Annotated in this window: 16 protein-coding genes; 7 read left to right on the forward strand and 9 right to left on the reverse strand. The window is 51.5% G+C overall.

What is annotated here, in order from left to right:
- Positions 1–11: 11 nt before the first annotated feature.
- Complete coding sequence (locus EHT25_RS12485; RefSeq protein WP_124874923.1) at positions 12–3,215, forward strand: TonB-dependent receptor; 3,204 nt, start codon at positions 12–14, stop codon at positions 3,213–3,215.
- A gap of 299 nt (positions 3,216–3,514) precedes the next feature.
- Positions 3,515–3,865: a hypothetical protein gene (locus tag EHT25_RS12490; RefSeq protein ID WP_124874925.1), complete on the forward strand. Its 351-nt coding sequence runs from the start codon at positions 3,515–3,517 to the stop codon at positions 3,863–3,865.
- Between the two features lie 94 nt (positions 3,866–3,959).
- Here EHT25_RS12490 and EHT25_RS33460 read toward each other — a convergent pair whose 3' ends face one another.
- The 3 genes from EHT25_RS33460 to EHT25_RS12505 all read right to left on the reverse strand — a co-directional run bounded on the left by EHT25_RS33460 (position 3,960) and on the right by EHT25_RS12505 (position 7,444).
- Positions 3,960–4,244 carry an AraC family ligand binding domain-containing protein gene (locus EHT25_RS33460; protein WP_124874927.1) on the reverse strand — a complete coding sequence of 95 codons (285 nt, stop codon included), beginning with the start codon at positions 4,242–4,244 and terminating at the stop codon, positions 3,960–3,962.
- Between the two features lie 293 nt (positions 4,245–4,537).
- A complete protein-coding gene (locus tag EHT25_RS12500; RefSeq protein ID WP_124874929.1) occupies positions 4,538–5,320 on the reverse strand; it encodes a TspO-related membrane protein in 783 nt (260 codons plus the stop codon).
- Between the two features lie 135 nt (positions 5,321–5,455).
- On the reverse strand, positions 5,456–7,444 hold the full coding sequence (locus EHT25_RS12505; protein WP_185731348.1) for a CHU_0125 family OmpA-like outer membrane integrity protein: 1,989 nt from the start codon (positions 7,442–7,444) through the stop codon (positions 5,456–5,458).
- Positions 7,445–7,833: 389 nt separating this feature from the next.
- Between EHT25_RS12505 and EHT25_RS12510 the strand changes: the two genes are divergently transcribed.
- Positions 7,834–9,378 (forward strand): oligosaccharide flippase family protein, encoded by a 1,545-nt coding sequence (locus EHT25_RS12510; RefSeq protein WP_124874931.1) that lies wholly within the window; start codon positions 7,834–7,836, stop codon positions 9,376–9,378.
- On the opposite strand, the gene EHT25_RS12515 is transcribed toward EHT25_RS12510, so the two are convergent.
- Positions 9,375–9,581: a hypothetical protein gene (locus EHT25_RS12515; protein WP_124874933.1), complete on the reverse strand. Its 207-nt coding sequence runs from the start codon at positions 9,579–9,581 to the stop codon at positions 9,375–9,377. The two genes, EHT25_RS12510 and EHT25_RS12515, sit on opposite strands and share 4 nt — an antisense overlap.
- A gap of 103 nt (positions 9,582–9,684) precedes the next feature.
- Entirely contained in the window at positions 9,685–13,017 is a 3,333-nt protein-coding gene (locus tag EHT25_RS12520; RefSeq protein WP_185731349.1) for an NHL domain-containing protein, read from the reverse strand.
- 282 nt (positions 13,018–13,299) lie between these two features.
- Here EHT25_RS12520 and EHT25_RS12525 point away from each other — a divergent pair, with 282 nt between their 5' ends.
- Positions 13,300–17,295, forward strand: coding sequence for a hybrid sensor histidine kinase/response regulator transcription factor (locus EHT25_RS12525; protein WP_124874937.1), 3,996 nt, complete (start codon positions 13,300–13,302; stop codon positions 17,293–17,295).
- 59 nt (positions 17,296–17,354) lie between these two features.
- Here the strand turns inward: EHT25_RS12525 and EHT25_RS12530 are convergent, their stop codons facing one another.
- The 3 genes from EHT25_RS12530 to EHT25_RS12540 all read right to left on the reverse strand — a co-directional run bounded on the left by EHT25_RS12530 (position 17,355) and on the right by EHT25_RS12540 (position 21,215).
- Complete coding sequence (locus tag EHT25_RS12530) at positions 17,355–19,577, reverse strand: sensor histidine kinase (RefSeq protein WP_124876099.1); 2,223 nt, start codon at positions 19,575–19,577, stop codon at positions 17,355–17,357.
- 41 nt (positions 19,578–19,618) lie between these two features.
- The gene (locus tag EHT25_RS12535; RefSeq protein WP_124874939.1) at positions 19,619–20,365 is read right to left on the reverse strand and encodes an ABC transporter ATP-binding protein; all 747 of its coding nucleotides are present in this window, start codon (positions 20,363–20,365) and stop codon (positions 19,619–19,621) included.
- Between the two features lie 121 nt (positions 20,366–20,486).
- Entirely contained in the window at positions 20,487–21,215 is a 729-nt protein-coding gene (locus tag EHT25_RS12540) for an MlaE family ABC transporter permease (RefSeq protein ID WP_124874941.1), read from the reverse strand.
- A 145-nt stretch (positions 21,216–21,360) separates the two neighbouring features.
- Here EHT25_RS12540 and EHT25_RS12545 point away from each other — a divergent pair, with 145 nt between their 5' ends.
- Entirely contained in the window at positions 21,361–22,101 is a 741-nt protein-coding gene (locus tag EHT25_RS12545) for an SDR family oxidoreductase (protein WP_124874943.1), read from the forward strand.
- Between the two features lie 174 nt (positions 22,102–22,275).
- Positions 22,276–23,190, forward strand: a complete 915-nt coding sequence (locus tag EHT25_RS12550) for an ROK family protein (protein ID WP_124874945.1) — start codon at positions 22,276–22,278, stop codon at positions 23,188–23,190.
- 120 nt (positions 23,191–23,310) lie between these two features.
- On the opposite strand, the gene murB is transcribed toward EHT25_RS12550, so the two are convergent.
- Entirely contained in the window at positions 23,311–24,336 is a 1,026-nt protein-coding gene (murB, locus tag EHT25_RS12555) for a UDP-N-acetylmuramate dehydrogenase (RefSeq protein WP_124874947.1), read from the reverse strand.
- A 121-nt stretch (positions 24,337–24,457) separates the two neighbouring features.
- Here murB and EHT25_RS12560 point away from each other — a divergent pair, with 121 nt between their 5' ends.
- Positions 24,458–25,054 carry an SPOR domain-containing protein gene (locus EHT25_RS12560; protein WP_229311510.1) on the forward strand — a complete coding sequence of 199 codons (597 nt, stop codon included), beginning with the start codon at positions 24,458–24,460 and terminating at the stop codon, positions 25,052–25,054.
- Positions 25,055–25,082: the final 28 nt, after the last annotated feature.

A 25,082-nucleotide genomic window follows, 5' to 3' on the forward strand; every position in this document is an offset into this window, starting at 1 on the left:
TATCCAATTGCATGAAAAACCATCTACTTTCTACATTTTTCGTACTGCTTTTTGTTTGCTGCTTCATCGACAACACATTTGCGCAAACCACGCAGGCTTCCATTTCGGGGGTCATTTCAGAGAATCAGAAATCCGGACTTCCCGGCGCCACGGTTCAGGTTCGGAACGGTTCGACCGGTTTTACAACGGGAACCGTCACCAACGCCAAGGGCGAGTATTCATTTAAAGAGTTGCCACTGGGCGGGCCGTACACCATCCTTGTTTCGTTTGTCGGCTTCGGCGAACAGAAACGGACGGGCTACATGCTCAATCAGGGCGACGCCATCCGGGTCAATCTGAACATGCAGGAAGACAGCCAGACGCTCGAAGTGGTGCAGGTGGTGGCTTCCGGAATGAAAAACAAGATCGACAACCTGGGCGCGGCCACGGCGGTTTCGGCCAAATCGATTGCGGCTCTGCCGGTCAATGGCCGGAATTTTACGTCACTGATGGACCTTTCGCCCCTGAGCCGGGGCGGGAATATTTCGGGCCAACTGGGCTCGTCGACCAACTACACGATCGACGGGATGAACGCCAAAAATCCGACCTCGGCGGGTTCGACCACCAGCCGAAGCGGAGCGCCGTATTCCATTTCCATCGAAGCCGTTCGGGAGTTCAAAGTTGTTACGAACCAGTACGATGTGACCTACGGACGCAGCGGGGGCGGAACCGTCAGCGCGGTGACCAAATCGGGAACCAACAAATTGAGCGGAAGCGCGTTTAACTACAGCCGTGCCAACTGGTTATCAAGCCCGTACGACATTCGGGGCAATAAACGGAACAATAAATTCTCGACGAACCAGTTCGGTTTTTCGCTGGGTGGTCCGATCATCAAAGACAAACTGCACTTCTTTGTGGCCTGGGATCACCAGCAGGATTCGCGCCCGCTGATCATCGCCGACGTGCAGTCGCCTGCCGACGAAAACCGGTTTAATATTACGAGAACCACACTCGACCGGTTTGTGTCGATCGCCCGCAGCCAGTACGGCGTCGCTAATACGCCCCAGTACGGAACCTTCGACAAAGGCCGGGGATCGGATGCGGCTTTTGCGCGGATCGACTGGCAAATTGATCCCAAAAACCTGCTGACCATCCGGAACAACTACACCAACGACCGGAACAAGCTGGGTCTGGCCGATAATACCGCCATCAATATTTACGAATCGTACGGGAATGACTACAACTGGGACAACAGCTTTCTGGCGAGTTTGCGAACGGCGATCAATCCCCGGATTACGAACGAATTGAAGCTGCAACATTTGTATACGTACCAGAAAAGCAGCCCCGGCGATCAGCTGCCGTCGGCCAACATTCCGCGTGCCATTGTGGAAGGTGTCGTCTCAACCGTCGATGGCGCCACCAAATCGACCAACATTCAGATGGGCGGTCACCGGTTTGCGCAGGAAGGATTCGATAACAACGTCATTCAACTGGTTGATAACCTGTATTATAATACCGATAAGGTTCAATATACCTTCGGCCTGGATTTGATGTATACGCGGGCGCATTCGCTCTACGGCAGTGAAGTCAATGGCCGGTTTCATTACACCGTCGACGCTGCGGCTGGTATGACGGCGCTGGACAAGTTTGCCGCGCTGCAACCCTATCGGTATTACCGCGAAGTGCCGCTGATGGCCGATCCGAGTGTGGTCGGTAAAACGTTGAATGCCGGTATTTACGGACAACTCAGCACCAAACTGGCGCAGGGCCTGGAAATGACCGCCGGTTTGCGGCTCGATTACGCCCACTACCCAACTTCTCCGCTGAATCAGGTTGTTTTTGACGAGTTGAAATTGCGGACGGACAATAAACTGAAATCGTTTGTGGTTCAGCCGCGCTTGCAGTTTACCTGGGATGTCAATGAAAAGCACACGGATTACATCCGGTTTGGCGCGGGTGTTTTTGCGTCTGATATCAACAATTACATGATTATCAACAATATGACGTTTGATGGCAAGCATCTGGCGACCGTCGATGTGCGGGCTCCGAACATTCCGACCCCGGATTTTGCCGCCTACCGCAGCAATTACGCGAGCATTCCGTCGCTGGCGGCTTTCCAATTGCCAACAATCAACATGACGGGCGCCGACGCGCGGGTTCCGGTTTTGTACAAAGCCAACCTGTCGTATAACCGCTACCTGACGGATAAACTGAAAGTCGGTATTGCCGGTTACGCCAGTCTGGGCCGCCATAACTACATGTACGTCGACCGGAATATGGCTGTCGATCCGTTTTTCCGCTTAGCCAATGAGGACAACCGGGGCGTTTACGTGCCGCTCAGTTCGATGCCGGCCAACGGCGCGGGCGACTGGTTGCAGGGCCGGATCAGCCAGAAGCTAGGCCGTGTGCTGGAATTGAACAGCCAGGGCAAGGTGAACCAGTTTGCGGTGGTTTTGGATGCAACCTATCAGTATTTCCGGGACGGTGAAATTTCGGCCAGCTACACCTGGAACGATACCAAAGACAATACGTCCTACAACGGAAACGTGGCCAACACGGCAACGCTGTCGTTACCGGTGAAAGATGATCCGCGTAATTTGAGCAAAATGTCGTATTCCGACAACCATTTCCGCCGTAAAGTCGTCTTTTACGGCACGCTGCCCAGCTTCCTGGGTATCACGGTGGGCGTTCGGTATTCGGGAATTGGCGGTACGCGGTATTCATTACTGTCGGGTGCCAACAGCAACGCCGACTTCGTGTCGGGAACGAACGACCTCGCCTTCATTTTCGACCGAAACAGCGAGAGCGTTCCGGCCAATGTGCGGACGGGTTTGCAGGCCATTCTGGACAATGCGAACGCCAGCCAGAGCATCAAGGATTACATCACGAAGTATTCGGGCAAAATGGCCGAACGGAATGGCGGGATCAACGGTTTTTACGGCGTTTTCGACGTTCGGGCGAGCAAACGGTTCCGGTTCTACAAAAATCACAGCCTGGAAGTATCGGTCGATGTGTTCAACCTGGCTAACCTGCTGAAGAAAACCTGGGGTGCCAACAAATCGCTGGGTAGCCAGGCGTTGTATGCGTTGGGCATTCCCGCATCGGGCACCACACCCGCCGTTGCAGGATTCGACAAGACCAACCAGCGGTTTGTGTATCGCGTTAATACCGCCGGCATCGTGTCGCCATCGGGCGATCCGTACCAGCTCCAGATTGGTGCGCGGTATAGTTTTTAAGGATTGATTGAAACCGCCAACGGCCAGGCATTCCGGAGTCATCCCCAATTTTGGAACTCCGGAGCGCCTGGCCGCTGGCGGTTTTATACTGCGACAAAACCGCCTTATTCCCGGTACCTAACGGATGCGGTTTTTTCGATTAAGCTGTCTGAAAATGAATAAATCAATCGCGTGGGTCTCTGCTGTTTGCTTTGCTTTATCGGGAATAATTTTTTAACGATTGAAACCGGAAGTAGAACTAAAAAGAAGTATGTTTGTATCTTCCTGTTTTTTTATAATAAAACTCTACCCTTACTCCAATGATGACAAAATTTACACAGGTAGCCCGTGTTGGGTTGTGTTTCGTATTTCTGACTGGTTTATTTGGACGTTGTAGCATGCCTGATCACGAGCGCTTAGCTGCAGAATCATGTTCCGGAATACGGGAAGCCGTGACAACTTGTAAAAATGGGTATGAATTACTGGCCATTGTGAACCAAAAGACCAATGTTCGTACCGTTCCGACCACCAAAGTTTCCTTTGTTGTCGCTGATCTTGAATCATTGGGAGGAGAATGTTTCTATGGCGGAAACCTGGTGGTTGAAAGTACGGCCACTAGTGTAAAAGTGAATGATGGCACTAGTTATTATGAATACGGATGTGCTAAATAAATAAGAATTATTCCGGATTTTAAATCCATACGTGGATGACGTAATTCGGGTTTTGGAAAGCGGTACCGGGGTTTCCCGATACCGCTTTCCGGTTTTAAAAGAGATTCTTCTGGAGAATAAAAACGGCTTGTTTTTGATTCAGGATTCCGCTTAAATAACCGGTTTTTTCCGTTTTATCCAACGAAGATTCGTCACTTTTTGTCTGTTTACGTGCTGATACGTTTTCATCGCTGGGTGGTATCCCCAGCAGGAAAACATCTCCCGGCATGTACGGAAACCGGTTGCCGTTTATCGTATGAAAACCGGTCTCTCCACGAACGACGATCAACTGATAAAAATCATGCGTTTGAACAGGAAACGTCCATTGACTGGTTTCCAATTATTGAATGAACAGGGGTTCGAGTTAGATGTGATGTTTCATGTCCCGGTCTGCCTCCAATATAACGGAGTGCTTCCGTTATATTGGAGGTGTTGTTTGGACACTCTTCCAGAAACTTGTTAGTGGTATATTTGAAAAAAAACGGTGCAGTTGAATACACTGCCGGAGAAACTTCGAAGCGCCCTTCCGATGAAACCCGGTTTTGGCCAAGTCCCAAAGTGAGTCACCCCAATCTGTATTCTAAAAGGGTAATAATTTGATTATAAGGTAATTAACGGTAAAGGCCGAAGGACTTACTGAAAGGACGGAGCCGGATGCGGGGGTGATTTAGGTCGCTGAAAAAAACTGACAATCCAGACGATGGCGGCAATGATCGCTCCAATTGTTGCTACGAGTGATACTGAACCGTTGCCCTCTTGCCCAACGGCAATGGCCGAATAGGCCCAGACAAATACCAGTAAGTACGAAAAAATCCGCATCCGGTTGAAGACAAATAAACCGATGACCAGCCCAACGGCAATCAGGATTTGCGCCCAGACCGGCCCGCTGATGCCCCAGCCATTCCAGCCAGTGGATTCCAGCCAGACGCAAACGTTGGCAATCGTCGCCACGGTTACCCAGCCGAAATACAAACCGAACGGAATCCGGGCCAGCCATTTTTCAGCGGCAGGCACTTCGGACGTATTGAGCCGAAGGCCGAGATTGATCCCGTATAAGGTGTATAAAATACCGGAAATGAACAGAACGGAAACAAAAAGCCACTCATTCTGGAAAATGGGTAACCACAAACTATTGAACAACCCATTCAGCATTACCAGCGGGCCGACTGCCCGAAACCGCGGATTGGTTCGTTGCGACGGCAGCGCCTGATACACCGCAAAACCGAGTAAGCCCAGGTAAATAACGCCCCAGATCGAAAAGGCAAAACCGGCCGGGGTGAAATCGGTAAAATGCTTGTCCGACACCTGCGCGTTGGTCTGTCCACCAAACGGCAGGGCGTTCGACAGGTAGTTCATCACAATCGTCGAAATGATGACAAAAACGACGAGAAATTGCCGGAGTTTATCGCTTTTCATACTAAAAAAGTTTACGGTTTACGGTTTTGGGTTTACGATGGCTGGCACAAGCAAAAAACGAATGCGTCAGCTACCGTATACTGAAAACCGTAAACCGTAAACTTAATTTTTAACCTGTTGTTTCAAAGCCCGGTTCTAGAAACTCAGAATCTTGAACTCCGTTCGGCGGTTGCGCTGGTGTTCGTCTTCGGTTTTGGCGTTTTTGACGATGAGCTGCGTTTCGCCGTAGCCTTTGGCAATCATCCGTTCGGCGTCGATGCCTTTCGAAACGATGTAATCGACGGCGGCTTTGGCCCGGTTTTGCGACAGACGAATGTTATACGCATCGGCAGCCCGGACGTCGGTGTGCGAACTCAACTCGATTTTCAAGGTCGGATTGTCTTTCAGAATCGTCACAAGCTTATCCAGTTCCTCCGCAGCGTCGGGTCGGATGGCGTATTTATCCAGATCGTAATAAATGTTTTCGAGCACAAACGTTTTGCCCAGCGATACTTTATCGAGCAAAACCGGTACGTCGAACGTGGTATCCGTTTCGGCTTTTTTCAGGAAAATCGGAGGAATGCTCCGGCCCTGCATCGTGAACTGTTCGCGCTTGGTGAGATAACCGGGACGTTCCACCAGAACCGTATAATCTTTGCCTTCCTTCAGTGGGTATTTTCCAAACGTACCCGGTTTTCCCGTCAGGGCTTCCGCAATCGGAACTTCAACGCCGTCTTCGATAATCCGCACTTTCGCCGAGTCCAACGGCGCTTGCGGTGATGCGTTTTCCGAAACCGTACCCGCTATGAAATACCGCACGCGTTTGGGCGCTTCGGCTGGGGGCGTCGAGGCCAGTGGCGGTTTGTTGGGGTTCGATTCGGAATCGTCGAAAAAGTAAATATCGTCGTCGCCCTTGCCGCCTTCGCGGTTGGAGGCAAAGTAGCCTTTCTCATTGTCGATCAATACCAGCCCGAAATCATCCGCCGGGGAATTGATCGGAACGCCCAGATTTTCGACGGAAATAATGCCCTGCGAGCGGGTGGCCACGAAAATATCGAGCTTGCCCAAACCCGGATGTCCGTCGGATGCGAAATACAATTTGCCATCTTCGGCCACGTACGGGAACATTTCGTCGCCCGGCGTATTGATGTCGCGGCCCATGTTGACCGGGCGGCTGAACCGCCCCGACGCGTCCATGTTGGTGCGGTACAGGTCAATACCGCCCACCGAACCGGCCCGATTGGAGGCAAAATAAAGCGTTTTGCCGTCGGCCGAAAAAGCCGGGCTACCATCCCAGGCCGTGGAATCGCTGATGGGCAGTCGCAGCGGATCGCTCCAGGAATTGTCGGTCAACCGGCTGATGTACAGATCGACATCCAGACCGCCTTTGCGTTTGCCGTTGTTACCGCGCGCAAAAATCATGATTTTACCGTCTTTCGAAAACGCGGGCGTTCCTTCGTTGGCGTCTTCCTTAAAGATATTCGCGCTGAATTTCTGCGGATTATTCCCGGTTTCGTCCGGTTTCTGCGCCAGTTTGATCTTATAAATACCGGTCATCGACTGACCGTTGTTCTTGTATACTTTCTCTTTGCGCGACGAAGTAAAAATCAGTTCGTCCCCGCGAACCACCGGCGCGTATTCCGAACCCGGCGAATTGAGCGCACCGATGTTTTTGGGCTGAAACGCAATTTTTTTCTGACTGATCACATCGATAGCCCGCAAGGTTTCGGCTTCGCGACGGGCTTTTTCCAGATTGACTTTGCTGGACGGTTTGGTGGCCACGTACTGATCCAGCTGCGCCAGCGCTTCGGGGTACTTGCCCTGGGCTTTCAGCGCGTAGGCATAATACATTTTGGCATTCACCTCCGGAATACCGGCTTCGATGGCTTTCTGGTAAAACGGTGCCGCCTGCGGAAAGCGGTTCGACAGGCGATACGACTCGGCCAGCAAATAGTTCAGGCGGGCGACATCGGTGACACCTTTGCCATTGGCGGCTTTCTGTAAATTCTCGATGGCCAGGTTGTATTCCCCTTGTTCGAACTGGCGAACGCCTTTTTTATACACCTGCATGGCAGAGTTGCATCCAGCCAGCCCGATGGCTAACCCCAGCGCCACCAACAGGGAATAGGAGGTACTGATTTTCATATACTTACTGTAACAATATGCTGTGTTTGCTGCCAAGTTAACGATTTATCGCTTGGCTATGTATTTTAACGAAGAGAAGTTGATTTTATTGGCGGGAAATTGGGACGGAAAACCGGTTGGGCAGAAACGAAAAAATCCCGCCGGTGGTCGGCAGGATTTTGTTGAAAGACGCAATTGAATAGTAAACGCCCCGGCCCGTCAAAAAGTTTACGCTATGAAAAATTACGGTACTATTTTTCAAAATAATCGCTACTTTAATTTTTTACCAGGAACAATCGGAAAAATGCCGGTTTTCAGGTGAAAATTCCGGTTTTGGCCCGAACCGACGGCCACCACAAAAACACAAAAGTGTATTGTTGGAAAGGCTATCTTTGCGGGAACGAAATCGTATGAGTGCATTTAAAAAATTGGCGAGCGATACCGCGCTGTACGGGGTCAGTACCATTCTGGGGCGGATGTTGTATTGGTTGATGGTACCGCTGCACACCCGGGTTTTTCCGCGCCCCGGCGAACTGTCTTCGAATGTAGAGTTGTTTTCGTACGTACCGGTTTTGCTGTTGGTGTATACCTTCAGTCTGGAGACGGCTTTTTTTCGATACGCGGCCCGGCAAAAAGAGGACCGGCAGAAGGTCTTTAATGAAACCCTGAGCATTGTTCTCACAACCAGTATTCTGGTGACGGCTTTGATTGCAGTTTTGTCGCCCCAGATTGCCGTCTGGCTGGATTATCCCGGTCAGCAGAAGTTCATCACCTGGGTCGCGCTGATTGTGGCGACGGATGCCATCGTGTCGATTCCGTTTGCGCGGCTACGGATCGAGAACAAAGCCCGGCAGTTTGTGAAAGCCAAGCTGATCAATATTGCCGTCAATGTGCTTTTAAACGTCTTTTTCCTGGTCATCTGCCCGCAGATTTACAACGGCGAATACCTGCTGTTTCTCCAGCCCGTCGTGGATTTGTTCTACGATCCGACCACCGGTCCCGGTTACATTTTTCTGGCGAATCTGCTCGCTAATCTGGTGTATTTTCCGCTGCTGCTGAAAACGTTTGCCGGATTCCGGTTTCAACTCGACAAACAACAGGTGCGGCTTTTGCTGGCGTATTCCTTTCCGCTGATGCTGACGACGCTGGCCGGAAACATCAATATGCTGACTGACCGCTGGTTCCTGCGCCCGCTATTGCCGGACGGTTTTTATCCGGGTCTGACATCGGAAGATGCGCTCGGGATTTACGGGAACTGCTACAAGCTCTCGGTTTTTATGGCGCTGGCGATTCAATCGTTCAAGTTTGCGGCCGATCCGTTCTTTTTCTCCCGCGCCGAAGACAAAAACGCGCCCGGTTTGCTGGCCGACGTCAATAAATGGTTCATTATCGTCTGCGTGCTGATCTGGGTTGGTATTAGTCTCAATCTGGACTGGATTGGTCTGTTTATCGGAAAAACCTACCGGCAGGGGCTGGGCGTCGTGCCGATTTTGCTGCTGGCCAATCTGGTATTGGGCGTTTATTACAACATTGCCTTCTGGTTCAAACTGAGCGACAAAACCGCCTACGGCACGCTGATCACCGCCATCGGAGCGGGGGTTACGGTTTTGTTGAACTTGCTATTGATTCCAATAATGGGCTACATGGGCTGCGCGGTGGCCTATCTGGCGTCGAGCGTCGTCATGTGTGTTACCTGCTATGTGCTTGGTGAGAAACATTACCCGGTTCCGTACGACGTACCGTCTGCGCTGATTTACCTGCTCAGTGGCGGTTTATTGATTTATCTGGCTTTGCAGATTCAGATTTCCAACCTCTGGATTTCGGTACCGTATCATCTGGCATTATTTGTTCTGTACATTGGAGCGATGATGGTGATCGAGCGAAAAACGTTTGCCCCGTTGTTGGTGAAAGTGCGGAGTCGGGGGAAGAAGAGCGTGATTAATAATGAACATTAAGGACGAACACCCGGGTTGATAGCCATTCGATCGTCCAGCTTCACCAATGGCTGGTGGCCGACCTGATTTTCCAGACCGCTTACGTTGTAATCGCCACCATGCTTTGGTTCTTCATCATCATCCAGTCCGGCGTACTCCAGAAAGTCAAAGTTTTGGTGGTTGAAAAGTAGTTTGGCCAGTAGAATGCAGATTCGATTTTTCATAGGGATTAACTTTAATAACTGATAAGAGGGTGTTAGATAGGCGTACTTAGCAGTATTAACCAGTCGGAGAAACCACCATTATGCGGCTTCTCCGACTAGCGGATTAATGCGTTTTGAGAATTTTTACGGTTTTTGTCTGTGTGGGCGTACTGACCCGCAACATCAACAAACCCGGTGGTTGATCCTTAACCAAAAACCGGTGCCGTTCGACGGGTGCCGCATTGTCCACCAACTGGTGATCGACCACCCAGCCCCGCAGATTGGTCAATTCCAGCGACAATCGTTGATTGCTGACGGCGCCCCGAATTTCCACTTCCACAGTTTCGCCGTCGACCGGATTTCCTAAAATGGTTACGGTCAATTCCGCATCGGTTTCCGCCAGCAACCGCGCTGGGGCACACTGGTAAGCTTTCGGCGAACCTTTCAGTACAAAATTCGATCCCAGCACCCGCGCCAGCACGAGAGTTCCGTTGGTAATGCTGCCCGGAGGAGTAAAATTATAAGCGTGTGTGCCGTTGCCTTTTCCGGCATCTTTCAGATCCACCCGGTAGATGTTGGCCACAGTGCTACCCAAAACCATTGCCGAACCATCCAGGTAAAATTCAACCGTCAGCGGGGCATTCGGTTTCTTGCGGTCCCAGACCCAACCCCGAATGCCCCCGCAATCCAGCTTGTCGAGATACCCTTCAAAATCTCCCGTCACCGCCGTCGTCGAGGCTGGACTCACCGTTAATGGGAAGCTCACCGAGTTGGTCAGCGGGTTGCTGCCGGTAGTTTCGGTGGCTTGGTACGTCAGCACAAATGTGCCCGCTTCAAGGGGTGTTCCCGAAATGACCCGACTGATTTCGTTGATGGTTAAGCCCTGTGGCAAACCGGTGAGCTTGTAAGCCAACGGTTGTGCTTCCGGATCGGTGAACGGTACCAACGTGCCCGAGAACGGTACACCAACCTGGGCTGCCAGCGGAGCAATCAATACTGTGGGTACGGGGGGAGTGGGAGGCTTGTTGCCATCTGGCATGGTATTAACCTGACAGATCAGCACTTTGGGCGAGTCTTTCAGGACGAAGTCGTTGCCTGTCACCTGCGCCGACAGTCGGTGGGGTAAACCATCTTTGAGGTTTTCGGGAATGGGCCAGAAAAAGGCGTGCCGTCCATTGCCCTTTTTCTGATCGAGCAGATCCTGACGAAATTCGCCCGCAGGAATCGTGGCAACCAACTCCGTTCCATCCAGAATGTCGATGGTAATAACCGCATTGGGTTTGTTACGATCCCAGACCCAACCCCGAAAGGTAGCGCAGTCGGCACCGTAAATAAATCCGTCGAACGAACCCGCTACGGGTATAGCCGCTACCACAACCGATCCCTCACCAGGGGAACTGACGCAGGCATCGACGGCGCAGGTCGCCTGAAAACGGAAAGTGCCACGTGAATCCGTCGAAACGGTAATGGGACCTGTGCCAGAGGTGTTACCCGGCCCCGTCCAGGAGAGCGTTCCTGGGCAGTTATCCGCCGTTAGGATTACGGAAGGAGAACCCTGCGTGACGGTGGTACTGGTCAGATTCGGGGGGGGCGGGGGTGTTAAATCGCCATCAATGACCACGTTCGTTGAAGCGGTACAACCATTACCCGAAGTGACAGTGACCGAATACGTCCCCGTTGAGCCCACCGAACGAACCGGGTCAACCGAATTATCCTCCCAGCGGTAGGTGCTGCCGCCACTTGCCGTCAGACTGATAACCGGACTGGCACACGTTAAGATACCAGCGTTACTGGCTGTTATGCGGGCTTCCGGCAAGGAATTTACCAGGATACTTGTACTGGCGGATGCCATCTGATCTCCCTGCTCCACCGTCAGCGTAAAGCTTTGTGAGCCGGATTCGCCGACCGTGAGCGCCTGGCTGAAATCATGGCCACCCGACGTACCTGAGCGGGCATTACCTGTTCCGTTAGTGAGTGTATAGGCGTAACTCTCACTAACATTGCCAATCGTGGCGGTAAAGAGTACCGAACTGCCAACACAAACCGGGTTGGGGCTGGCTTCAAAACCGCTGATGGTGGGCAAGGCATTCTGCACCGAAAGGGTAAAGGTTCCGCTGGCTGATAAACCGCCCGGATCAATGGCGGTTACAGTTACCGAAAAGGGAGAACCAATAGTGGTTGAGAACGAACCGTTGAATGTGCCATTACTGAATGTTAAGGAGTTGGGTACGCCACTGGCTGACAAGGTCAAACTGGTGGGTGTTTCGTCATCTGTGAAGGTGTTGGCCGGGATGGTATACGTAAATGGCTCTCCCACTGTGGCACGCTGGGGTGGAATGACATTCGCCAGCGTTGGAGCCGTGTTGGTTGGGACAATGGCCGGAGTAACCTTGCGGATACGGTTATTGCCGGCATCGGCAATGTAGAGGTTCCCCGCGGCATCCACACATACGCCATTGGGTCGATGCAGGCTGGCACTGGTGGCTGGCCCGCCATCTCCCCCAAATGCAGCCTCACCGTTACCGGCGACGGTGGTGATGATCCCATCCGGCGATACTTTCCGAATCCGGTTATTGTCGTAATCCGCAATATACAGGTTTCCCTGCGCATCGACGGTTACATCATTGGGAAGCCATAATTTGGCACTGGTGGCGGGGCCCCCATCACCACCGTAACCTCCTGTGCCATTGCCGGCAACGGTGGTGATGACCCCGTCGGCGGACACCTTGCGAATCCGGTGGTTTTGCTGATCCGCGATGTAAAGATTACCGCTGGCATCCTGGGCCACACCGGCGGGAAAATTCAATTTGGCACTGGTAGCCGATCCATTATCTCCCCCAAAGCCCGGCGTTACGGTACTACCGGCAATGGTGTTGATGATCCCATCCGTTGTCACTTTACGGATTCGCTGGGTATACTGATCGGCGATAATGAGACTCCCTTCGGCATCTACGATCAGATTACTGGGGCGGGATATATTGGCTTGTGTGGCCTGTCCGCCATCCCCGCTATACGTATTATCGCCCTTACCCGCTACCGTCGTTATGATTCCATTCAGGGCTACTTTTCGGATGCGGTTATTGCGCTGATCTGCGATATATACATTTCCAGCGGCATCTAGCGCTACTCCCGTGGGATAGAATAAGTAGGCATTGGTGGCCTGACCGCCATCTCCGCCATAGCCCAGCGTACCCCTACCGGCTATGGTCGTAATTGTGCCACTGGTGGACACTTTCCGAACGCGGTGATTACTACAGTCGACAATGTAAAGGTTACCCTGGGCATCCAGTGCCACAGCGTACGGAAAGTTCAGCTTGGCGCTGGTGGCCGGTCCGTTGTCTCCCCCGTACGTAGCACTGCCGCTGCCCGCGATGGTGGTGATGGTTTGTGCCTTTAAGACGGAGGAAAAAAACAGGCCGGTGGCGCAAAGCCACCCGAAAAGGAAAACGTGTTTCATAACGATCAGGAAGAGAATAAGGTGAGATGGGCTACCGGAAGTGAACCCACTGTTCAAAAGTAGAGAGCGGTTTCGGGAGAGACTTGCACCTACGTAACATTGACTTGACCTGTGGTAACCTTCCATGAAAAACCGCTCCATTCACACAAAAAAGTAAGTACCACTTACTAGTAATAGGCAGGATTCAAAGGATAAAAAGGAGTATACGGTCAACTCTTTTCAGCTTTTTTTTCGTATATATTCGAGTGAAATGATCTAATTGACATTTGATCCAATCAATCGTTGAGCAACGATCCGATAACGTATACGCTATACCGGCTGGGGTGGACGCTTCTCATTGCCTTCGGGGTTATTTCCAATGGGAGGACGCAATCGGTTGGTTTACCCCGGCCTGAGTTGATCACCGCCCGGCAGGGACTGCCCCAGGCTTTTGTTCCGGCCATCGTTCAGGATCGGCAGGGTTTTATCTGGATGGCAACCCGGGATGGACTATGCCGGTACGATGGCCGGAATTTCAAAGTATTTCAGCCGACGCCGGAACGAACGTCCCTGACCTCTTCAGCCATGGCGGATATTCAACTCGATTCTGACGGGCGGCTTTGGACGCTGAGCGAACAGGGTAATCTGGATCTTTTTGATCCGGTTCGGGAAACCTTCATTAACTTTTCCCAACAGCCGTTCTACCAGCGGGCGTTTGGTCAGGAACCGTTGGAGAGTTTCTTCCCGGACGGGCAAAATCGCCTGTGGTTAATTTTGAACCGGGGAAAGCGGCTGGTTTATATCGATCTGGCTACCCACCAAATTCGGCGATTTCCTCACAGAGAACCGAACCGGGCCATTCGACAGGATCGACAGGGAGACACCTGGCTGGCTACCCGAACCGCTATTTGTCGGCAAGAAAAGCAAACGGGACGGTTTATCCGTTGGCGCCCATCGGCCCAACCAGCTTATGCCCTTCCGGACACCAGTATCAAGGATATCTACGCTCGGCCCGACGGGTTGTTGCTATCGCTATCGGACCGCTATCTAACGCTGTTGCATCCGCAAAAGGGCATAATGGGTCATTTTCACTTACCAGCTTATTCGAATCAGTGGAAATACCATTTTGCGACTGACAGCCGGGGGAATACGTTTTTTAATCTGGGTACCTCGCTCGTCCGGTTTCATCCGCAACACGGTCTGCAGGTGCTCGATCAGTTGCCCGGTTCCCGCTATTGCCGGAGTTTGTTCATCGACCGGTCCGATGTACTGTGGATGGGTACTGATGGTCAGGGCGTTCGCAAATACAATCTGCGGGCTGCGGCATTCGACGCCCGACCTTATCAGCTTGATTTTCTTTCCGATTTATTCCGGAACTACCTCGGGATCGATACCAGTCGCTTCCGTTTTTCGGCGCTATCTTCTCCGTATAACTTTCGGCATACGTTCGATCAGCAGGGGCATCTTTGGTTCAATGCCGGAAGCGCCCCCTTTTACCGCCTGAATCTTGCAACGAAACAACTAACGCCCGTTCCGTTTCCGGTGCGAATTATCAGGGATCAATTAAACCAGTCGGCTTCGCTGGCAACCGATCCGGAGGGGCGGGTGTGGGCCATTTATGATTCGCTGGTGGTTTATTACCAGGATGGTCAGTGGAAACGGTTTCCGTTTGGCATCCGGGGAAAGGTCGGTTTACCCAGCGTGCAACTGGTCGTCGACCGGCAGGCGTTGTGGCTGGCGACCGTTTCGAACGGACTTTACCGGGTCGATCGCTCCAGTGGTCAAATTCGGCAGTATGCACCCCGGCCGGGCAACAAAAACTCGTTGAGCAGCAACGAGTTGATCAGTATGTTTGCGGACCCGCTGGACGATAATTTACTCTGGATTGGCACGTTTGGCAGCGGGCTCTGCCGGTTCAACAAACGCACCGGACAATGTCGCCGGTTGACGACGCAGGAAGGACTCCCCAATAACGTGGTTTATTCGGCCATTCCTGATCAGCTGGGTGCCATCTGGGTCGGTACCAATCAGGGATTGTGCCGGGTGGACCGGCATACCTTTCGCACCCGTACCTATACCCAGGAAGACGGCTTGCAGGCGGATGAATTTAACCGGTTTCATACGTTTTATCTGCCCGGAACGGTGCGTCGTAGTCCGGAGTTCGGGAATGACGGGACCACCAGCGATCAAATTATTTTAGGTGGGGTCGATGGGATCACTGCTTTCGATCCGGGGCAAATTCGGGAAGATACCTTTCAGCCCGCGATTCAACTGGTCTCGATTCAGGTCAATAACCAATCGCTCCAACCGGTCCGGGACTCCTTACCCGTGCACGCAACGCAGAAACTGACTTTGCCGCATGATCAGAACTTTGTAACGGTCGGTTTTGCCGCCATGCAGTACAATCGCCAGACTAAAATCCGTTACCGCTACCGGCTGGAGGAGTTAAATCCGGATTGGGTGTATTCAGATCGCCCGGTGGCCGAGTATACGGGGCTCAGACCGGGAAGTTATCGACTTCATCTGAATGCCTCCAATACCTCGGGGCACTGGAGTCGTCACGTCCGAACGCTTGACTTGGTGATTCAATCGCCCTGGTGGGCAACGGGCTGGGCCTACGGTCTTTATGGGCTGCTGCTGCTGGGAATTGGGTATGGATTGGCCCGGCAGTACCGAAACCGGGTGTATCTGAACCAGTCTATGGCCTTTAAGCAGAAAGAAGCCATTCATTTACGCGAAGTTGACGCGATGAAAACGCGGTTTTTCACCAATATCACCCACGAATTTCGCACCCCGCTGACCCTGATTCTGACGCCCGTTGAACAAATGATGCAGGAAAACCGTCCGCAGACCGATTACCGACGGCTGAATGTTATTGATCAGAATGCGCATCAGTTGCTGGCTTTGATCAATCAGTTACTGGATTTGTCCCGGCTGGAATCGGGCCATTTAACCGTTATCGAAAGCCGGGGAACGCTGGGCGAATTTATCGGCGAACGCGTTCAGGCCTTTGGAACCGCAGCTGAAAACCGGGGCATACACCTGATTTATCACCAGGAAGCTGAAGGCGACTACTGGTTTGATGCGGGTAAAGTAGAGCGGATTGTGTATAACCTGATCGCCAATGCGATCAAATTCACGCCGGCGGATGGAACCGTTACCGTTACACTAACCCCGCAGGTTTACATAGTCGTTTCAGATACAGGGGTTGGGATTCCTTCCGACCAGCTGGCTCACATTTTCGACCGGTTTTATCAGGTAGATCCCTCTGCCGAATCCGCTGCTGCGTCGTTCCAGTCCGAAGGTACGGGCATTGGCCTGGCACTGGTTAAAGAGCTGGTCGATTTGCAGGGAGGATCGGTTCAGGTCGAAAGCCACATTGGCGCTGGGACTACGTTTACCGTCCGGTTGCCTTTCCGTCGCGTTTCCCCCGACGATGTTGTGCCTGATTCACCGAAGCCGGTTTTTCTGGAAGCCAACGAAGACCCTCATGAAGCACAACCGGAATCGGCGACCAGGAATGAAACCAACGAAACCCCAACGTTGCTGCTGGTGGAAGACAATCAGGAATTACTGGAATTTATACGAAGCAGTCTACCAACCCATTACCACATTTACCCGGCCACTAACGGGCAGCTGGGCCTGGAGCAAGCGTTCAGGCAGATACCCGATTTGATCATCAGCGACGTCATGATGCCCGGGATGGACGGTTTTACGCTTTGTCGCCTGATAAAGGAAGATCCGCGCACCAGCCACATTCCCGTCATTTTGCTGACGGCCCGGTCGGCTCTGGAAAGTCGGCTGGAGGGGCTGGCCCAGGGAGCCGACGATTACCTGACCAAACCGTTTCACCTGGAGGAGCTTCGGTTGCGGGTCGCTAACCTGCTGGAACGTCAGCATCGGCTGCGGGAACAAGTGCGGAAAGCGCTAATTCAACCAGACTCACCCAATAACCCGCCGAATACCCCTGCGCCCAATCCCTTTCTGGAACAGCTTTATAAACTGCTGGATACATACCTGGACAATTCGGAATTTGGGGTCGATGAACTCGCGACCCAGATGCACCTGAGCCGCCAGCATCTGCATCGTAAACTCAAGACGTTGACGGGTTTATCGATCTCCGATTTCATTCGTACCTACCGACTCAAACGGGCAACTCAGTTGCTGGCGCAGGGGCAACCGGTTAGTCAGACAGCCTACGCGGTGGGCTTTGAGAGTCCGGCTCATTTCAGTCGGAGTTTCCGGCAGCTTTATGAAATGACGCCTTCGGAATATGCCACTCGACACCTTCCAAAGTGACTTTTCAATGTTCTTTCATTCTTAGAAGCGATAAACGCTACCGAGTGGTGAAAGAGCCATCAACCAACCGGCAAAACGATGATGAACTCCGAGCCTTTACCGGGCTGACTTTCAACCGTTAACGTTCCGTTGTGGCCTTTGGTGATGATGTCGTAACTCATCGAAAGTCCCAAACCGGTGCCTTCGCCGGTGGGTTTCGTCGTGAAAAACGGCTGGAACAGTTTTTCTTTCACCGCTTCGCTCATTCCCAAACCGTTGTCGATCACCCGGATTTCGACCTGACGACCAGCGGTTTTTGTCCGGACCTTCACCTCCGGCTGAAACGGCTCCGATGCGGTTTTCTGTTTGGCCTGAACGGCGTAAAAAGCGTTGTTGAAAAGATTCAATAAAACGCGCCCGATTTCCTGCGGCATCATTTCCACCTGCCCAATCGTGGGGTCAAAATCGGTCCCTAACGCACAGTTGAACGAATTGTCTTTCGCCCGCAACCCGTGGTAAGCCAGTCGCAGGTATTCATCACACAGCGCGTTGAGGTTCGTAGCCTGCCGTTCGCCCGAACTGCTGCGGGAATGCGCCAGCATATTTTTAACGATCTGGCTGGCCCGGCCACCGTGCTGGGCAATTTTCTGAAGATTCTGCTTCAAATCACCCAAAAGCTCTTTTTCCAGTTCCGCGTCGCGATCCGGTTTTTGTTGTTCGTCTTCAAGCTCGGTCACCAGCTCGACACTGACTTCCGAAAAGTTATTGACGAAGTTCAACGGGTTCTGAATCTCGTGCGCAATTCCGGCGGTCAATTCGCCCAGCGACGCCAGTTTTTCCTTGTGAATTAGCTGATTTTGGGTGGTTTTCAGTTCTTCGAGTGAGGTTTTGAGTTGGGCGGTTCGCTCTTCCACCTGCTGTTCCAGTCGTTCGTTCTGGCTGGCAATGATGCGGTTTCGTTCAATTTCGCGCTCTTTTTCGAGTTGCTCTTTTTCAATAGCCTGTTGAGTTACCCGCTTGCGGGCCATATTATACCGGTTGAGCAGCGCCCCGGAAAAGAAAATAATGAGCCAGGCAAAGCAGGCTCTTTCAATGTACTCAAGATAATTCCATTGCCCCTTGTATAGATAAGCATCAAAAAAACGTCCGAACAGGTCATTTATCAGCGTGTAAAACCAAAACAGAAACAAGGGAATTGTTGCGATCAGCGCATAGCGGGCGTCAAGCGAACCACGTCGGATCATTTTTAGAATGCTAGTGATCAGCAACAGATACGTGATTCGAATCAGCACTTCGACAGCAAACGCAACTGTCGAGCTGGATAGAATCGGGAAGCGGAACATGGAAAAAAGAATCACGTTCGCCAATGCTGTCATCAACAGGAAAAAGGTAATGGCCTGGTTTAATCGGGCCAAAGCCGGAACGGCTTGAATAAATTTCCGAATCGACTGGATGAAAAAGAAGAAGAAAATGATGAAGAAAAAGTTGTTTAACAACTTAAACAGGTAGGGCTGCTCTGGAAAAATCGTCAGTTGCAGGCTGAAGCCGTTTCGGTCAAGGGTAAAGAAAAACAGGCAAATGGCAAAATAGAGGTAGACTTTGTCTTTGATTGAGAAAAAGATGTAGAGATTATAGCCGACTGCCAGAACGAGGATGCCGATCATAATGCCCTCAAAAAAATAGTTTTCCCATTCGCGGTCGACCCGAAATGCTTTGTAAATGGCATGAATACGGTTTTCTTCGGTTTGCAGCCTGGGAGAAAGATAAGTCAATGGTGCTCGCCAAAGGGGATTTTCGGAGCGTTGATAAAGCGTAAGCTGCTCGCCGGGCTGTAACTGAAAGAATAACCGGTATCGATCAATATCGCTATTATGAACCGGAAGCTGGCTTCTGGGGATGAGCTCACCCGTTCGCTGATGCTGCCAACGCCCGTTGGTCGTTTGAGTGTATAGATCAAAATAACTGGCATTAAATTCACCCAGAAATAGCTTTAGATCGTGGTTTAACGCATTCCTGAGCCGCATACGCATCCAGCAGACGTGCGACTTCCGATTTGGATTATTAAACGCGTCGAAATGAAAGCCGGAATTTTGTTGCACCTGCTCAAACGTCAAATCGCCCGTTCGGTCTTCCAAAATCTGAAAATGAGCGGTATCGATTTGTACAAAACCGGTATCCGTCTTGATTTCAAAAACCGGTGGCCACGCTTGCTGCGCAAAACCGCTGAATGCCAGAACAAGGAATAATGAACAATGAATAATGACCAATAAAAACCGTGCATTTGGCTTTAATTCATTATTCATTTCAGGCCGCCGGGTGGTTACTTGTTCATTATTCATTCGTTTCATGCTTTTGTATCCCGCAGCAGTTTATTCGCGTAAATAAACTCGTTCAGTTCGGCCACGCTCGATTTCGTGATGGTTGAACTGGTACCTTCCCACAGTTTTTTGCCCTGGTAGAGAAACAAGATCTTTTCGCCGATTTCCATCATCGAGTTCATGTCATGGGTAATGACCACGGTTGTGATTTTGAACTCATCGGTTATTTCCCGAATCAGCTCATCAATTTTGATCGACGTCAGCGGGTCGAGACCGGAGTTGGGTTCGTCGCAAAACAGGTATTTGGGATTCATCACGATGGCCCGGGCAATGCCGACGCGCTTTTTCATCCCCCCACTGATTTCCGACGGCATGCGATCCGCAGCGGCTTCGAGTCCTACGCGCTGCAAGCAGAATTTGGCCCGGTCGATTTTCTCGGCGGTTCCCATGTCGGTCAGCATGTCGAGCGGAAAACCGACATTTTCCAGTACGGTTTTGGAGTCAAACAACGCACCTCCCTGAAACAGAACGCCCATTTCGCGCCGGATGGCCTTCTGCGTATCTTCGTCACCGGTCAGAAAATCGCGGCCATTATACAACACCTGGCCTTCTTCGGGTTTGACGAGGCCGATCATGCACTTCAGCAACACACTTTTTCCGGTTCCGCTGCCGCCGATGATCAAACTCGTGTCGCCGGGCAGAAACTTCCCCGAAATACCCGACAATATGGTGCGTTCACCGAACGTTTTTTGTATGTTTTTTATTTCAATCATGAGTTGAGTTATTTCGCGAAGTTGAGCGGAGAAGAGCGAAGTTAAGCAGAGGCTTATTGAAAAATAGTTCTCCGCTTAACTCCGCTCTTCTCTGCTCAACTCCGCGAAACGATTGATTTTCTCATAACAATAACTGCGCTAACAGGAAGTCGGCGGCCAGGACGGCGATGCAACTGTTGGTCACGGCGGCTGTCGATGCCTGCCCCACTTCCAGCGCCCCCCCGGATGTATAATAGCCTTTGAACGACGAAATGGTTGAAATCAGGAACGCAAAGACCACCGATTTAATCAGGGCAAAGGTGATGCTGAACGGTTTGAAGTCGGAGCGCAAACCGCTCACATAGTCTTCGGGTGTGATGATGTCGGCGGCTGTTCCGGCGATGTAACCACCGTAGATGGACAGAAATCCCGCCAGAATGACCAGCATCGGAAACATGATCATCGACGCCAGTACTTTGGGTAGCACCAGATACGAACTGGAGTTGATGCCCATCACTTCCAGGGCATCGATCTGTTCGGTAATTCGCATCGTTCCCAACCCGCCCGCGATGTTGGAACCGACTTTTCCCGACAAAACGACGCAGGTGATGGTGGGTGCCAGTTCGAGAATGGTGCTGTCGCGGACAATCACGGCAATGATGGAAAGTGGCACCAATGGACTGACCAGGTTGTAGGCCGTCTGTACGCAGGTTACCGCCCCGATGAACGTCGAGACGATGGAGACGATAAAGACGGAATTGATGCCGATTTGGACACATTCTTCCAAAACCAGCTTCGAATAAACCCCCAGTTTTTCGCGGTTCCGGAATAACGAGCCTAAGAAGATAAAATAACGACCGAGATGATGCATGAGCACAAATAACAACAAAACTACCGTAAAGATAGAACGGTTTTGTGCGTATCTTGCCAAAAACATGAAAGAGTCGATAGTCATTAATGAACAATCGGGCGTATTCTATTCGATTGGGCGGGGCTAATGGCGATGAATTGATTCTATGAATCCATTATTGGTAGTCACTGGAGGCACAAAAGGCATCGGTCGGGCCGTTGTTGAGCGTTTTGCGGAAGGCGGTTTTGATGTCGTGGTCAGCGCTCGCAGCGAAGATGATTTAAGAAAATTAAAGCACGAAATTGAGGAATCGGTAGCGGAGGTCCTGGAAGGATTCGACGAAGCGGTTATTCCAACCATTTTCCCGTTTGCGGCCGATCTGGCCCAACGCGCCGACGTCAATCGCCTGATTGAGTTCATCCGTTCACTGGCACGCCCGGTTAGTGCGCTGGTCAACAATGTGGGCATTTTTCTGCCGGGGCAAATCCACAACGAACCGGAAGGAACGTTCGAAACCACGATGAATCTGAACGTGGCCAGCATTTATCACCTGACCCGCGGGCTGATTGGCGATATGATCAGACAGCGGAGCGGCCATATTTTCATGATGGGATCGACGGCCAGCGTCACGGCTTATCCGAACGGCGGCTCGTATTGCATTTCCAAGTTTGCGTTGCTGGGCATGGCCAAAGAACTGCGGGAAGAGATGAAACCATACGGTGTGAAAGTGACGACGCTGCTGCCCGGAGCAACGTATACGGATAGTTGGGCCGCTTCCGGTTTGCCCGAAGCCCGGTTTATGCAGGCCGCCGACGTTGCCGAAGTGATCTGGTCGGCCTATCATTTATCGGCGGGGGCCGTTGTCGAAGAGATTTTGCTCAGACCGCAATTGGGAGATATTAAATGAAGGAAAACTAAATATTGAATAACGAATGTCGAATAACGAAATCAGAAGTGCCTACTTCGCTATTCAACATTCGTTATTCAATATTCGCTATTCATTACATTCTTCCTTTGTATCTTGCGCCCTCATCGATAAAAATGAGATAGAAAAGTACATTTAAAACATAAATCTCCAGTAATGGAATCAGTTCAATATTTGGGTATCGACGTCGGCGGTACGAATGTCAAAATGGGGGTAGTTGACGCACAGAGCGGCAATATTACCAATTTCTATAGCCACGATACGGCCAGTTGGCGCGAATCGGGGCATTTTGTCGAACAATTCGCCGATGCCATCGCGCTCCAACTGTATGAACATAAGGAGATTAAGAAAGTAGGAATTGGATTGCCGGGTATGATCAACCGGGAACGGACCGTTCCCCTCGAAATAACCGCCATTCCCGAACTGAACGGCGTTCCGCTGGTTGAATCGCTCAATAAACGGTTTCCTGACGTCCAGTTTTTTCTGGAAAACGACGCCAATGCGGCAGCACTCGGCGAATTTTATTTTGCCGACGAAACGATCAACGAAAATTACATTTTCATCACCCTGGGAACGGGTGTCGGTGGGGCGGCCATTATCAATAAAAAAGTATTCCTCGGGGGCGACGGCAACGCCATGGAACCCGGTCATTTGCCCTCGCGCAACAACCGCGTACTCGAACGGAATATCGGTAAAAAAGAATTGCTGGATTTAGCCAACGACATGCGCCAGGAATTCAAGGGCGAAACTCAACTGGCGGCTGATGGAAGTATTTCGACAACCAGTCTGGTGGCTGCAGCTGCCATTGGCGACGAACTGGCACTGCAAATCTGGACGGAAGTGGGCGAAATGCTCGGCGACGGCCTGGTGTCGCTCATCCGGGTGCTGGACATCAAACAAATCCTGATCGGTGGCGGTTTGTCGGCTTCGTACGACTACATTCTGCCCGCCGTTCAAAAGCAACTCGACTTCTGGTTAACGCCTTATTACCAAAACGGCCTGTCGCTCAAACGCGCGACGCTCGGAAACGATGCGGGCTTGCTCGGTGCGGCTTCGCTGTGTTTTGAATAAAAATAGATGATTATTAATGGTTGAATGGTTAAAAAGGGTTGGATGGACAGTGAGCCAGAAGCCGTTTTTAACCATTTAATCATTTTTAGCCATTTAACCCTTCAATCCATCCCGCCATTTTTAAATGATATTCACTTCCGGATTCAGGCGGATGCCGAACTTGTCTTCGACAGATTGCTGGACTTTGTAAGCGATGTTGAGGATTTCAGAACCGGTGGCTCCGCCGTGGTTGACCAGCACCAGCGCCTGTTTGGCGTGAACACCCGCGTTGCCGATGTGCTTGCCTTTCCAGCCGCATTGCTCGATGAGCCAGCCCGCCGGAACTTTCATCGTCAGGTCGCCGGTCGGAAAACCGGGCAGGGCTGGATAAGCGGTTTTTAGCGTTTCGAACTGATCTTTCGAGATTTCCGGATTTTTGAAAAAACTCCCGGCATTCCCAATTTCGGCCGGATTGGGCAGTTTGCTCCGCCGGATGCGGATAACGGCGTCACTGATCGCCTTGATGCTCAGCTTCTCTTCCGTAATGCCCATCGTCGCTAGCGTCTCGCGGATGGCACCGTAGTCAATGTGAAAAACCGGGTTTTTATTCAGCCGAAAGGTAACGTTGCTGATGATGTACTGGCCTTTGGCTTCGTGCTTGAAAACGCTTTCGCGGTAGCCAAACCGGCATTCGGCGTGGTTAAAAATCCGGGTTTCGCCCGTTCGGATGTCAACGGCTTCCAAATGATCGAAAACCTGCTCGATCTCCACGCCGTAAGCGCCGATGTTCTGCATGGGAGCCGCGCCCACGGTGCCCGGAATCAGCGACAGGTTTTCAATACCGGCATAGCCATTTTGAACGCAAAACAGCACCAACTGATGCCAGTTGACGCCTGCACCGGCTTTTATGAAAACATGCGAGGCATCTTCCCGAACAATCCGAATTCCCTGGATGGACATTTTGATGACCAGACCCTCAAAATCGCGCGTAAACAGCAGGTTACTCCCTCCGCCCAGAATCAGCTTGGGAGCCATCAGAAACTCGGTTAATTGAAAAAGCGTTCTCAACTGTTCGTCGGTATCGATTTCGACCCAATAGCGGGCTTTCGCGTCGATGCCAAACGTGTTATAGGATTTGAGCGATACGTGACTCTGAATATCTAGCATTGATTATGCGTCATAAGGTGGCTCAAAGTAAGTAAAAAGAAGGGAAAACGTTGGTATTGCTCAACAAGCTAACGGGCAGATTGTTGTATAACCAGATTGTTGCTAAATTTGCGGGTAAGGAATGGAAGCACACATTTATAAAATTCGACTGGATAGCGCAGTTATCCTGGTAGTTATGGTCGGTCTGTCGGGCTGGTTAAGTTCGTGTGCGTCATCGAAAAAGACAAGTTCTCGCTCGTCATCGGCGGACTATAACACGTACAATTACGATCTGGCGGCCACCCGTCCGACCTACAGCCCGTCGGCACCGGCCCCGACCAGACCGGCAACAACGGCCCCGCCGACGCGCCCGGCTCCGGAAAACCGCCGTCCGATGCCGCTGGCCGAACCCTTGCACATCAATAAAAAGCTCGATGCCATTTTAGATACTATTTCAGTTAAAAACCGGTCGATTCGCTATGCTCAGGGATACCGGATTCAGGTTTACGTCGGCGAAGAACGGGGTGAAATGGATCGGGTCAAGCGGTTTACCTACCAGAATTTTCCGGAATTAAATCCCTATTCAACGTTTCGTCAGCCAACGTACCGTTTAAAAGTAGGGGATTTCATGCGTCGACTCGACGCGGAGCGGTATTTGGCCCAGCTGCGTCAGCAGTTTTCATCGGCAACTCTTTTGCCCGACCGGATCGAAATTCGGCGGAGTTTGTCGGTTAAGTGATTTACATACAACCAGTTAGATTGTTGCA

Source organism: Larkinella rosea (assembly GCF_003858635.1).
In the GTDB taxonomy this organism is placed as follows: Bacteria; Bacteroidota; Bacteroidia; order Cytophagales; family Spirosomataceae; genus Larkinella; species Larkinella rosea.